Raw genomic sequence first — 13,076 nt, 5'->3', positions numbered from 1 at the left:
TGGTCAGCGAACCGTCGGTGGCGCCCCAGGGGCCCCTCGACGGTTCGCTGGACACCCTCAGGGACCAGATTGGCGTCGCGGCCCGCACCGCCCGGGCCACGGCGCTCGACACCTGGCTGACCGGGATGTTCCCGGCCCACCTCACCGGCGTCAGCCTGATCGCGGTCGGGGGGCTGGGACGCCGCGACTGCGCGCCGCACAGCGATCTCGATCTCGTGCTGCTGCACAACGGAACGGCCGGCATCGACCGCATCGCCTCGGCGCTGTGGTACCCGATCTGGGATGCGCGGCTGGGGCTGGACCACTCTGTTCGTACCCTTCCGGAAGCTCTTTCCGTGGCCCATGACGACGTCAAGGCCGCGCTGGGCCTGCTCGACGCCCGCCACATCGCCGGCGACGCCGCACTGTCGGCCGAATTGATCGCCGCCACCAGCGACCAATGGCGGCGCACCGCCGTGCGCCTGTTGCCGCAGCTCAGAGAGATCACCGTGAGCCGCTGGGCCGCCCATGGCGAGCTCGCGTTCCTGCTCGAAGGGGACCTCAAGGAAGCCGCCGGCGGGCTGCGCGACCTGACCATCCTGCGCGGCCTGGGCCGGGCCGGCATCGCCGACACCATGCGACCGGCCGTCCGCGCCGCCGACCTGCGCCTGCTGGACACCCGCGACGCCCTGCACCTGGCCGTCGGCCGCCGCGTCGACCGCCTGATCACCCAGGAACGCGGCACCATCGCCGAGCTGCTCGGCGTCGACGACGGCGACACGGTGCTGCGCCGCGTGGCCGGGGACGCCCGCACCATCGCCCACGCGCTGGACGACGCCTGGCGAGCCGCCGACCGCCTGCGCAGCGGCCGCCGCCGGGGCAGCATCCCCGGGAAACCGTCGCGCCGCCCGGTCGCCCGTGACGTGGTCGAGCAGGACGGCGAGCTGGTGCTGGCCCGTACGGCCATCGGCCCGGTCCCGGACCCCACGCTCTCCCTGCGCGTGGCCGCAGCCGCGGCCACCGTGCGACTGCCGATCGCTCGCGCCACCTGCGAATGGCTCGCCGCGTTCTGCCCGCCCCTGCCAACCCCATGGCCGCCCGCCGCCCGCGCCGCGCTGGTGTCGCTGCTCGGCTCCGGCCAGGGACTGCTGCCCACCTGGGAAGCCTGCGACCGGTACGCCCTGACCGACGCTTGGCTGCCCGAGTGGGCCCGGATGCGCAGCCTGCCGCAGCATCACCCGGTGCACCGCTTCACCCTCGACCGGCATCTGGTGCAGGCCGCGTACGAGGCGACCGCCTGCACCCGCGAAGTCGACCGTCCCGACCTGCTGTTGATCGCCGCGTTCCTGCACGACGTCGGCAAGGGCCTGCCCGGTGACCACAGCATCGTGGGAGCCCCGATCGCCGCCGGCATCGCCGCCCGCATCGGCCTGCCGCCAGCCGACGTGACGGTAATCGAGAAGCTGGTACGCCTGCACCTGCTGCTCCCGGATGTGGCAACCCGGCGCGACCTGAGCGACCCGGTCACCATCTCCACGGTCGCCGAAGCGGTGGGCGACACCACCACGCTGGACCTGCTGCACGCGCTGACCCGAGCCGACTCGCACGCCACCGGCCCGGCCGCCTGGTCCGATTGGAAGGGCCGGCTGATCGCCGAGCTGGTCCGCAAGGTGCACACGGCGCTGGACACGGGCGCGCTGCCGTCGGCCCCGGAACCCGATCCGTCGCTGCTGGCGGGGGAACTGCCGGCCGTGCGCCTGGACGGCGACCGGGTTGCGGTGGCCACAGCCGACCGGCGGGGGTTACTCGGCTCGGTGGCGGGCGTGCTGGCTCTGCACCGCCTCGATGTGCTCGCTGCGGACGCCTCCACCGTGGACGGGCGGGCGATTGTCGAGTTTTTGACCCAGCCGCGGTACGGGTCGCCGGCCGAACCGGTGGCGCTGACCGCTGACCTGCGCCGGGTCGCCACCGGGGATGTCTCGGTGACGCAACGGCTGCGCCGGGCTCGGGCGGGTGCGGTCCGCGAGGGGGCGGCGCCGCGGGTGATCTGGCTGCGCGAGGTTGCCACGGACGCGGTGGTGCTGGAGTTGCGGGCCGCGGACTCGTCGGGACTGCTGTACCGGGTGGCTTCGGCGCTGGACGAGGCCGGGGCCGAGGTGCGGGCGGCGCGGATCTCCACGCTGGGCGGGGATGTGGTGGACGCGTTCTACCTCGTCGGCGCGTGGACCGACGAGGCAGAACGCGCCAAGGTCGAGGCCGCAGTGCTGGCCGCCGTTTAAACAGCGGTGCAGGACAGCGTGGGAGGACCGTTGCTCGCAGCCCAGGAAGCTAGGAAGCCGAAGGTCGTTGAGGCGCCGGCGGTGAGCGAGCCGTTGTAACTGACGTTGCGAGCCGTCGCGGTTGCGCCGGTGGTGGTGACCGTCGCGCCCCAGGCCTGGGTGATCTGCTGGCCGTTCGGGAAGGTCAGGCTTACTGTCCAGCCGTGGATGGCCGCGGTGCCTGCGGTTACTTTGACATCGCCTTGGAAGCCGCCGGACCACTGGCCGGTTACCGAGTACGCGGCGGTGCAGGCGGGACCGGTCGGAGGTGGCGTTGTGGGGCCCGTTCCGGCGAAGATGGCTGCTTCCCGCGCGGTGACGGTGATGCCGTTGGAGCCTTGGACGATGCGCTTGCCCCACGTGGTGAGCTGGGTGGGGTCGAAGTTGTTCGTCATGTCGAGGATGGGGTCGTTGTTGCCGGCCCAGGACCAGCCCAGGTAGCCGAGGCCGCGTTTGACCGCCTCGGCCATCAGCGTCTGGTCGTCCACCTGGCCCGAGTCGAACTGCCAGCCGAATTCGCCGATCACCAGCGGCCAGCCCTTTGCCGCAATGGTGTCCAGGTAGGACGTGATCGAGGCTGCCGTGTTGAACACCGCGTACATGTGGATCGACAGCACGGTGTTGTGCCTGGGGTCGGCGTCCAGCACGGTCTGGGCGGTGTCGCGCATGACGTGTTGCCAGTCCTGGCCCCAGTTGGGGGCGTCGACCATGAGCAGGTGCTCGAAGCCGTTGCTGCGCATGCGGGACACGGCTGCGGCGGTGGCGCTGGTCCACTGGCCGGGGTTGGTGTTGCCGATCGGCTCGTTGCCGATGTTGATGATGACGTAGTCCTCCTGGCCCTGCAGCACGCTCTTCAGGCTGACCCAGTAGTCCACGGCCTGGTCGAGGGTGTAGGCGTCGGCATCCTCGCCGTAGCCGGTGGTGTCGTGGTCTTCGAGCACGCAGATGAGCCGGTTCTGCTTGCACAGGGCGATGACGTTTGCCACATCCGAGGCGGCGTTGGCGGTCCAGCGGCCGCCGCTGAGCACCACCCGTACCGTGTTGGCGCCGGTGGCTTTGATGGCGGCGAACGAGGACGTCTGGTTGGTGAACCAGGTGTGTTCATGGTTGATGCCGCGCATGATGAACGGCTGACCGCCGGATTCGACGATCTTCGTGCCGCTCACGTGCAGGCCGGTGGCGGCGTACGCGGGGGCCACCAGGCACACGACGGAGGCCGCGACGGCCAGGGCGGCTGCGGCAAGGACTCTGCGAAGTTTTGGGAGCGCTTCCATGCATAGAGGATAATCAATAAAACGCTTCGACGTCACTTAGCGGGAAGTGCAGGCGTTGCGTTAGGCATGGGGGAACCAGGCGGCCTGCTCGACGACTACCTGAAAATCGCGCGCTACCACGTGCAGCGGGCGATGCCGGCCACCGCGGTACGGCTGCGCTCGCTGGAGATGCGCAAACTGATCGCCTACACGGCGCTGCGTGGCACCGGGACGACCTACGAGCAACTGCTCACCGCCGCTCGTACCGGTGATGTGCGGTGGCTGCGCGGCATCCAGGGTGGCGTCCGGCCCTCCGTGGTCGCCGGGCTGGCACAGACGCTCGCGCTGCAGGACATGCTGCCCGAGGACCGTACGGACGCCCTGGCCATCTACGAGCTGCTGCGCCAAGCCCTCGGTGCCGACGGCGTCCCCGGCTCGCATCAGGGGCTGCACGCCGAGCTGACCTTCGCGTGGAAGGGGCCACAGGCGGCGCGTGAGCTGCTGGCGGCGTACCGCTCGATGAGCCCTGCCGTGCGCGGCGACCTCGAGCTGGATGTGGTGAACCCGTTCATCCAGACCGCCGATGTCGCACCGTGGCTGGCCGCGTTCCAGCGGCTGATGCCCAAGCCCTACCCGGCGCTCAATGCCGAAAGCCACGACTCACCCTTCGACCGGCTTACCGTGACCGCGCCCGCCGCGCCAGTCGAGGAGCCCCAGCGCATCTCGGTCATCGTCACTGCGTTCCACCCCGGCGAGGGCCTGATCACCGCGGTGCGGTCGATCCTGGACCAGTCGTGGCGCAACGTCGAGATCGTGATCGTGGACGACGCCTCGCCGCCGGAGTTCGACGAGGTGCTGCAGCGCGCGGTGGCGATGGGTCCGCGGATCCGCCTGGTCAAGCAGCCGCACAACCAGGGCACCTACGCCGCTCGCAACGCGGGGCTGGATGCGGCCGAGGGCGAGTTCGTGGCGTTCCAGGACTCCGACGACTGGTCGCACCCGCGCCGGCTGGAGCTGCAGGTCCGCCCGATGCTGCAGAACGCGCGGATCGTGGCCACCACCAGCGACGGTCTGGGGGTCACCGAGGATCTCGTGCTGACCCGCCCGGCGGTGCGGCGGGGGCGGTTCAACCCGTCGTCGCTGTTGTTCCGGCGTCAGCAGGTGATGGATCGCATCGGCTACTTCGACCGCGTGCGCAAGGCCGCGGACTCGGAGTACATCGGACGCATGCGAGCGGTCCACGGCGAACGCGCGGTGCGTCACCTGGAGACCGAGCCGCTCGCGCTGATCCGCCTGTCGCTGGGATCGTTGTCGCGCTCGGAGATCCGCGCCTACTGGATGCATCCGGCGCGGGTTGCCTACTCCTCGGCCTATCAGCAGTGGCACTCGCGCATCGCGGCCCGCAACGCCAAGCCGTGGTTGCCCAAAGATGGCGGCGAAAGGCCGTTTGCCGCACCCGATCATCTACGGTACGCCCGCGGGGAAGCCCCGCCCCGCCCCGAGTACGACGTCGTGCTGGCCGGCGACTGGCGTTTCCTGCAGGGCCCGCAACTCGCAGCCGTGGAGGAGATGCGCGCCCTGGCCGACCGCGGTCTGCGGGTGGCCGTGCTGCACATCGAGTCGCTGCGACCGATGGCCCGGCGGCGGTACGCGCTGTGCCCGCCGGTGCAGGCGCTGGTGAACGCCGGCCGGGTCACCCAGATCCTGCCCGGCGACGCGGCCGAGACGGCGCTGCTGATCGTCCGGCACGCCGCGGTGCTGCAGTTCGCCGAGGGCGACGAATACCTGCTGCGCCCCCGGCAGATGCTCGTGGTCGCCGATCAGGCCCCGGTGCGCCGCGACGGCCTCGACAACCGGTACGACGTGGCCGGCTGCACCCGCATCGCGGACCGGATGTTCGGCCTGGAACCGCTGTGGTGCCCGCAGGACCCGCAGATCCGCGCGGTGCTGCGGGCATACAAGCCGGCCGTGGAGCTGACCCCGTACGACCTGCCGACCGTGATCGGCACCGAACGTTGGGCCGCCGTCCGATCCGGGGCCGGCGCAGACCTGCCCGTGGTCGGCACCGACCTGTGCGATCAGGGGGTGTGGCCGCGCGACACCCGGGAGGCGTTGTACGTCTACGACGAGGTGGGAGCCGTGGACGTACGGCTGAGAATGCCGGACTGGCCCCGCACCGATGTGACCCTCGGCGGCCCGTACACCCACTTGGTCTATGACGCCACCGACCTGGACCTGCGCACGTTCCTGCACCAGCTCGACTTCTACCTGCACTTCCCGCATCCGGAGGCGATCGAGACGTATTCGCGTCCCGCGCTGGAGGCCGCTGGGCAGGGCTGTGTGGTGATCACCGAGGAGAAGCACGCGGCCGTCTTCGGCGATGCGGCGATCTACTGTGCGCCGAACGAGGTCGACGCGCTGATCCGCCGGTACGCCACCGATCGGGTGCTGTTCGCCGAGCAGAGCCGCCGCGCCCGCGAGGTCATCACCAAGGCCCACCACCCGCAGCTGTACGTGGACCGCATCGCCGGTCTCGTGCACGCCCCGCGCCCGTCCGCCCCCACCCAGCGCACACCCGAGCCGCTTCCGGCGTAACGGCCGGAGTTCCGTGCCGTTAGGCGTCGTGTTGCATTCGCGTATATGGGAGGTCTTGTCATGAGCAGCCTGACCCGGTTCGGCGGTCGGCTGACGGGACGGCTGCAGAGCCTGACCCGTCCGCAAGCGGTGGTTCTCATGGCGGCGCTGGTGCTGATCGCCGGGGTCTGGGTGGCAGCCGGCACCGGGCATCAGAGCCTGGCCATCTCGCTGCTGGCCCTGCTGCTGCTGGTGGTACTGGTCGGCATCCTGCACCTGTCGCGCTGGATGGGCGGGCTGTACCGGGCGAGCCAAGCGGCCAACCGGGAGCTGCGTACCGTGGTCGAGCAGATGCAGCGCCGCGTGGTGGCGACCGTGGAGAAGGAACGGCTGACCGCTGGCGACCGGCATCAGGAGCTGACCCGGACCATCACCCGCGGACTGCGCCAGAACGGGCACGGCAACGATCTGCTGCTGCGCGCGCAGAGCCGCGAGATCGAGGCAATGTTCCAGTTGTTCCAGGAGTTCACCCCGCGCGCGCCGATGCCGTCCTCGGGTGACTTCGCGCTCAACCCGACGGATCTTCTGGAGCTGCTGCACCTGATCAAGCTGCACCAGCCCCGGCTGGTGGTCGAGCTGGGCAGCGGCACGTCGACGGTGTGGCTGGCTTACGCGCTGGAGAAGATCGGCGGGCAGCTCATCTCGCTCGACCACGACTCCGATTACGCCGCGCGCACCCGCGAAATGCTGACCGCGCACGGGCTTTCCACTGTCGCCGAGGTGCGGATCGCGCCGCTGTCCGAGCTGACTGCCGACGGCCGGACCTATTCCTGGTACGACGTGGAGCAGCTCACCGACCTGCGCAACATCGACCTGCTGCTGATCGACGGCCCGCCCGCGGCCACCGGACCGGATGCCCGGTTCCCGGCGCTGCACGTGCTGGAGAGCCGGCTGGCGTCGACCGCCACCGTGGTGCTGGACGACGTGAACCGCCCCGATGAACAGGAAGCCGTGCGGCGCTGGACCGAGAGCATCGCTGGGCTGAGCGCCGAGCCGAACCTGCTGGGCCGGCACGCCGTCATGTCGTACTCGCGCAGCGCCGTCCCCGTTTAGCCGGAAATGGATCGGCCCGGCATGCGGGGGCATGCCGGGCCGGTCACGGGGGAGAGAGAAGACTTAGCGGGAGCCGAACTCCTGGGTGTAGTACGGCGTGCCGTTGGCGGAGTAGACGACGCCGACGGCGAACGTCTTGGCCCCGCAGTCGAGCAGGTTGCGACGGTGACCCGGCGACTTCATCCACGCGTTGACGACCTCGGCGGCGCTGCGGTAGCCCCAGGCGATGTTCTCGCTGCGCGGCGCGGTGTAACCGGCAGCCTTGACGCGGGTGATGAACGAGGAGTTGCGGGCGCCGGTGTGGCTGAAAACGCCGGTCGTCGCCATGAACTTACTGTGACCGCGGGCAGCCCAGAGCAGCTGCGCGTTCACCGTGAGCGCCTTGCAGCCGGCGGCGGTGCGCTGCTGGTTCGACAGGCTGACAATCTGCGTCTGCAGCGTCGAGGTGGAGACCGGCGCGGCCTGAGCGGCCTCGGCGGTGGCGAGCAGGCCGATGAAAGCAGCGGCGGGGATCAGAGCAAGGGTGGCGAGGCGCTTCAGCACGGGTCAACCTTTCAGAGAACTCCGCCCCGGCGCTTGTTCGCCAGGTACACCGTTCCCTTCGGTGCCGCGCAGCGCCCGCTGATGCCTGTTCAGGTGCCTTGCCGTGAGTGCTGGGTTGCCGCTCGGGTGCCTGCCATCGCCGCGTTGCAACACCGTAAAAGGGCCGGTTGCCACCAGGTAGCAACCGGCCCTTTCGCCTGCTCTTTACGACGCTGCGAGCGCCGCTCCGAGCTGCGGGGCGAGCAATCTGCTGTACGCCGTGGTCACGTGGTGCTGATCGCGGTACACCAGCACGTTGCCCACGATGACCGGGCAGACGCCAGGGGTGCAGAACCACGGCACCGGGTCGATGACCGTGGCTCCGGCCGCGCGAGCCGCGTCCGCCACGAGCTTGCGCCGGGCGGGCAGGGCCAGAGCATCCGTGCGCGTACGAGCACAAGCCGACGGGCGGTCCATGTGCTCGGACAGGCACTCCGGGGTCGAGCCGGCCTGCCAGGGCGTGTCGCTCATGAAGTAGACCTCGGTGCCCGGCGCCGTCGCCGCGCGCACCGACCGCCGCCAGCCCGCCGCCCACGCCTCGTCCTGGGTGCCGTCCACGTGCAGCAGCTCGCTGCTCGGGTACGTGGAGGCCAGCAGCACCTTCGCCGGGTGCAGCGAGCGGACGTACGCGAACGCGTCCTTGCGCCACTGCACGCACTCGGTGAAGTCGCGCTTGAGCTGCGGCAGGAAGATCGTGCCGTCCGCGGCGCTGCACGCGCTCTTGGTCACCACAACAAGCTTCCAGTGTCGTTGCAGCGACGCCGCCTCCAGCGCCGGGAACCAGTGCCCGGCGTGCGAGTCGCCGAACAGCACCACGGTGGTGCCGGAGGACAGGTCGCCGTACGCGCAGGGCTTCTTGACCTCCGCATCGTCGAACGAGCCGGAGCAGCCCTCGCTGTAGAAGTGCGGCTTGTCCTTGGCCACCGTGGCCAGCTTGGGCGTCAGATTGGCCGGCACCGCGGGCAGATCGAGGCTGCCGGCGATCTCGGTGCTCAGGTCCTTGGGGTTGAACGTGGCCGGATCGAGCACGGTGGCCTGGTAGTCGCTGGCCCCCCGGACATGATCGGCGACGTACGTGATGCCCACGCACAGTCCGGCGCACAGCAGCGAGACCCCGAGACCGGCTCCGATGCCCAGCCACGGGCGGTTGCGCAGAACAGCCAGGTGGCGTACCGGATTCTCCACCAGCGCGTAGGTCAGCGCGGCCAGCACCAGTGCACCCAGCGCGGCCAGCACGTTCTCCCACACGGCGAGTGGGCGGCCCAGCGCGGCCGGGGCGATCATCAGCACCGGCCAGTGCCAGAGGTACCAGGAGTACGAGAGCCGCCCGATGCCCTGCAGGATCGGCGCGCCGAGCAGACCCGCCTGACGTCCGGTGCCCCCGGCGATCACCGCTGCGGTGCCCAGAACCGGCAACAGGGCGGCGTACCCGGGGAAGGGGGTTTCAGCGGTGTAGAGCACGGCCGAAACGCCCACCGCAACCAACCCCGCCGGCACGCACCAGCCCGGCAGCCGCACCGCACCCAGCGCCAGCAGTGCACCGATGCCGAGCTCCCAGGCGCGGGTGTGCGCACCGAAATAGGCCCAACCGGCGTTCGCCTGGGTCTGCCACACCCCGACGGCCAGCGAACCGGCGGTCAGCAGTGACAGCGCGAGGCCCAGACCCCGCCGGCGCCGGCCCAGCGCCAGGATCAGCAGCGGCCAGACCAGATAGAACTGCTCCTCCACGGCCAGCGACCAGAAGTGTTGCAGCGGCGAGGGATCGGCGTCGGCGTTCAGATAGTCGGTGCCGACCGCCGCGAGCCGGTAGTTCATCGCGTAGATCGAGGTGTGCAGCGCGTCGGACAGGATCGCGCCGAGCCGCAACGGCGGCAGCCACAACGCCGACGCCGCCACCGTGACCACGACAACCAGCGTCGAGGCGGGCAGCAGCCGCAGGGCGCGGCGGGCATAGAAGCGCGGGATCGAGATTGTGCCGCTGACGCGTCGCTCACGCAGCAGCAGCCCGGTGATCAGGAAGCCGGAGATGACGAAGAAGACGTCGACCCCGACATAACCCCCGGAGACAAAGGGCAGCCCACAGTGGTACGCCACCACGAGCAGCACCGCGACCGCACGCAGCCCCTCGATGTCGCGGCGATGGCTCTGTTTCCCCTCGGCTCGGCTGGGCTGGGCGGATTGCCCGGCCGGGCGGGGCTTCCGGGGCGCGGGCGCGACGGGCGCGGTGCTCATCTCGGTCACAGCCGGTGCGCCTCCCGGGTGCTGGTGACGCCGCGGGTGTCGAAGAAGCGCTTCGAGATGCCGGCCAGGTGATCGGCGTCGTAGTCGCGGTGATGGGTCACCAGGATGACCAGGTCGGCTGCGGCTGCGGCACCTTCCAGGTCATCGGTGCGCGGGACGGCCCACTCCTCGACGTACGGGTCGTGGTAGGTCAGCTGGGCGCCCAGCGAGGCCAGGTGCCGGGCCAGGGGCGTGGCCGGCGACTCGCGCTGGTCGGCGATGTTCGGCTTGTACGTGACGCCCAGCAGCAGCACCCGCGCGCCGTGCAGCGCCTGACCGTCGGCGTTGAGCAGGTTCTGCGCCCGCCGGGCCACGTACGCCGGCATCGTCGCGTTGATCTCCTGCGCCAGCTCCACGAACCGGAACGGGTAGCCCAGCTTGGTGCGCACGTTGTGGCTCAGGTAGTTCGGGTCGATCGGGATGCAGTGCCCGCCCACGCCGGGACCCGGGTAGAACGCCTGGAACCCGAACGGCTTGGTCGAAGCGGCGTGGATGACGTCCCACAGGTCGATGTCGAGTTCGTGGCAGAACCGGGCCATCTCGTTGACCAGCGCGATGTTGACGTGCCGGTAGGTGTTCTCCAGCAGCTTCGCGGTCTCCGCCTCACGGGTGCCGCGGGTACGCACGACCGTCTCCACGAACCGCCCGTAGAACTCGGCCACCCGGTCGGTGCAAGCGGGCGTGCTGCCGCCAACAACCTTGGGGGTGTTGTGCGCGCCGAACTTCTCGTTGCCCGGGTCGATGCGTTCGGGGGAGAACGCCAGGTGGAAGTCCACGCCCGCCTTGAGCCCGGACAGCTTCTCCAGCAACGGTCCCACCACATCGTCGGTGGTGCCCGGGTAGGTGGTCGATTCGAGCACGACCAGCATGCCGGTACGAAGGTTGCGCCCGACCGCCTCGGTGGCCCCGATGACCGCGCGCAGATCCGGGCCGTCGCCTTCGGACAGCGGGGTCGGCACACAGATGACCGCGGTGTCAGCGGTGGCGATCCGGGTCTCGTCGGTGATGGTCTCGAAACCGCCGGCCAGCATTTCGGCCACGTCGGCGTCGGACAGATCGTCGACGTGGGAGCGCCCGGCGCCCAGCACGGCGACCACGCCCGCGTTCACGTCGAAGCCGAGCACGCGCAGCCCGGCCCGGGTGGCCTGCTGGGCCAGGGGCAGCCCCACGTACCCGAGGCCGAGGATGACGACGTCGAAGCTCACGAGAAAGTTCTCCTTCTGGGGGTCTTGGTCGGGCTCGGTTGCGCGGGGACGGTCACCCGCGGCGGGGAGGCAGCCGGAAGCGGCCCGGTGCGTTCGTACGGCGACGCGAACGGCAGGTACGCCGGCAGGAACTCGCCGAGCAGCGCCACCTGCTCGGCGGCCACCGCGTCGTCGGAGTCGGTGTCGTTGAGGCAGAACGTGTCCAGGTCGCGGTGGCGCAACAGCCGCGCGAGCTTGAACGGCGTCGCCGGGTTGGCCAGGTCCGCGTACGTGTAGGCGATGGTTCCCGGGGCTGCCCGCCCGGTCAGGTACGCGTAGTACTGCTGCAGCGAGGACAGCAGCGCGATGTCGTCGGGGTGGCGGAACTGGTGGCCGGCGGTCGCGGTGACGTACTCGTTGAACCGCTGCTCGATCTCGCTGATCAGGGTGATCCGCGACGGGTGCGGGGTGTGCATCATCTTGCGGGTCAGCACCCGGCCGAACGCCGAACGGATCAGCTCGCGGTTGTTCTTGCCGGCCGAGTCCGCGGGCGGATCGTCGGGGCGGCGCGGGGCCGAGTCGACCTGGGCGTTCGACGGGAAGAATCGAGTCAGCCCGCCCGGGGTGAAGAACAGCTCCGGGCTCACCGGGCGGCCCAGGAACACGTCGTCGTTGAGGTACAGGAAGTGCTCGTTGAGCCCCGGGATGCGGTGCAGGCGTGACTCGATCGCCTGCGAGTTGAAGGTGGGCAGCGTCCCGGTGTCGCCGAAGATCTCCCGGTGGCTCACCACTGTCAGACCGGGCTGCGTGGTGTCCAGCCACTCCGGCACCTGATCGTCGGTGACCAGGTAGATGTGGTTCACCCAGGGCGCGAAGCAGTGCAGCGAGCGCAGCGAGTAGCGCAGCTCGTCGCGCGAGGCGAAGCGCGCGTTGTTGTGCGCCAGCCGGCTCGCTTCTTCCAGCCAGCCGTTATCGGCCAGCGCGGCCGCCTTGCGGGTCTGCCACTGCGGATCGCCGCCGTCGACCCAGGTGTAGACCACGTCGATCGGGAAGGCGATCCGGTCCGGGCCGGGCATCGTGAAGATCTGCTTCGTCCGGTACGTCCGCGGGTCGTGTGGCGAGCTGAACGCCCCGAACGCCGCCTCGGGGGCCAGCACCACAGCCTCGCCGGCCGCCACCACATCGGCGATCGGGTTGGGCCGCGGCCCGCGCAGCACCCCGTCGTGCTCGGCCCAGAACTCGACCTCACAGCCCAAGTCGTAACCGAGCACCAGGCTGCCGTGCGGGTCGGTGACCGGCCAGTGCAGGCGCAGCACCTCGGCCTGCCGGCGCTTCTTGACCCGCTTCGGCTTGATCACGTCGATCAGGCCGGTGCTCTGCTCCAGCGCCTTGATGGCTGCAGCCCGGTCGGTGGTGCGCACGGCGACGGCGGTGATGCGCAGCGCCTTCGCCGGGATCCGGAACCAGTCGATGCCGGCCGTGTCGAGGGCGGCGATGACGTTGTCGAGGTTCTCCCGGCGTACCGATGCCGGGCTTGCCCCGGGGTCACGCCGGGCCGTCACCCACCCGCGTCCCGTGCGCACCCGCATGCTCGGGGCGTTCGCCGGGGTGCGCATGAGCGGTAGCTGGGGCGGATGTGACAGCGACACGAGTCGCCGGGCCACTCCCAGGCGTTGTTCCTCGGAGACCCGCGGCAGTACGCGGCGCTGAACGCTTCGGATGATGCGTGACCTGACCTGCCAGGGCGCGAGTCGCAGGAGCCGCCGCAGGGGCACGAGCTCGTCCTTCCGCCG

General features: G+C 70.4%; 8 protein-coding genes. 3 read left to right on the top strand and 5 right to left on the bottom strand.

What is annotated here, in order from left to right; all coding sequences use genetic code 11:
• Positions 1 to 17: 17 nt before the first annotated feature.
• Positions 18 to 2,258: a [protein-PII] uridylyltransferase gene (locus TFC3_RS26330; protein WP_067507643.1), complete on the top strand. Its 2,241-nt coding sequence runs from the start codon at positions 18 to 20 to the stop codon at positions 2,256 to 2,258.
• Here TFC3_RS26330 and TFC3_RS26325 read toward each other — a convergent pair.
• The gene (locus TFC3_RS26325) at positions 2,255 to 3,571 is read right to left on the bottom strand and encodes a cellulase family glycosylhydrolase (protein ID WP_067505275.1); all 1,317 of its coding nucleotides are present in this window, start codon (positions 3,569 to 3,571) and stop codon (positions 2,255 to 2,257) included. The two genes, TFC3_RS26330 and TFC3_RS26325, sit on opposite strands and share 4 nt — an antisense overlap.
• A gap of 66 nt (positions 3,572 to 3,637) precedes the next feature.
• Here TFC3_RS26325 and TFC3_RS26320 point away from each other — a divergent pair, with 66 nt between their 5' ends.
• Both TFC3_RS26320 and TFC3_RS26315 read left to right on the top strand, forming a co-directional pair.
• On the top strand, positions 3,638 to 6,145 hold the full coding sequence (locus TFC3_RS26320) for a glycosyltransferase family A protein (protein WP_067505272.1): 2,508 nt from the start codon (positions 3,638 to 3,640) through the stop codon (positions 6,143 to 6,145).
• 60 nt (positions 6,146 to 6,205) lie between these two features.
• The gene (locus TFC3_RS26315; RefSeq protein ID WP_067505268.1) at positions 6,206 to 7,237 is read left to right on the top strand and encodes an O-methyltransferase; all 1,032 of its coding nucleotides are present in this window, start codon (positions 6,206 to 6,208) and stop codon (positions 7,235 to 7,237) included.
• A 63-nt stretch (positions 7,238 to 7,300) separates the two neighbouring features.
• Here TFC3_RS26315 and TFC3_RS26310 read toward each other — a convergent pair whose 3' ends face one another.
• From TFC3_RS26310 to TFC3_RS26295, 4 genes are all read right to left on the bottom strand, one after another.
• Positions 7,301 to 7,780, bottom strand: coding sequence for a CAP domain-containing protein (locus tag TFC3_RS26310; protein ID WP_067505265.1), 480 nt, complete (start codon positions 7,778 to 7,780; stop codon positions 7,301 to 7,303).
• A 204-nt stretch (positions 7,781 to 7,984) separates the two neighbouring features.
• Positions 7,985 to 10,051 (bottom strand): acyltransferase family protein, encoded by a 2,067-nt coding sequence (locus tag TFC3_RS26305; protein WP_067507639.1) that lies wholly within the window; start codon positions 10,049 to 10,051, stop codon positions 7,985 to 7,987.
• A 5-nt stretch (positions 10,052 to 10,056) separates the two neighbouring features.
• A complete protein-coding gene (locus TFC3_RS26300; protein WP_067505262.1) occupies positions 10,057 to 11,304 on the bottom strand; it encodes a nucleotide sugar dehydrogenase in 1,248 nt (415 codons plus the stop codon).
• A complete protein-coding gene (locus TFC3_RS26295; protein ID WP_067505259.1) occupies positions 11,301 to 13,058 on the bottom strand; it encodes a stealth family protein in 1,758 nt (585 codons plus the stop codon). The genes TFC3_RS26300 and TFC3_RS26295 overlap by 4 nt, the downstream gene beginning before the upstream one ends.
• Positions 13,059 to 13,076 lie beyond the last annotated feature (18 nt).

Source organism: Actinoplanes sp. TFC3 (genome assembly GCF_001553785.1).
GTDB lineage: Bacteria > Actinomycetota > Actinomycetes > Mycobacteriales > Micromonosporaceae > Actinoplanes.
Note: the sequence above shows the minus strand (reverse complement) of the source record. Positions and strands in the feature narration are given on the sequence as shown.

Coding starts and splice junctions, on each gene's coding strand:
- TFC3_RS26325 (WP_067505275.1), bottom strand. CDS start 3,571: ATGGAAGCGCTCCCAAAACTTCGCAGAGTCCTTGCCGCAGCCGCCCTG.
- TFC3_RS26305 (WP_067507639.1), bottom strand. CDS start 10,051: ATGAGCACCGCGCCCGTCGCGCCCGCGCCCCGGAAGCCCCGCCCGGCC.
- TFC3_RS26315 (WP_067505268.1), top strand. CDS start 6,206: ATGAGCAGCCTGACCCGGTTCGGCGGTCGGCTGACGGGACGGCTGCAG.
- TFC3_RS26320 (WP_067505272.1), top strand. CDS start 3,638: ATGGGGGAACCAGGCGGCCTGCTCGACGACTACCTGAAAATCGCGCGC.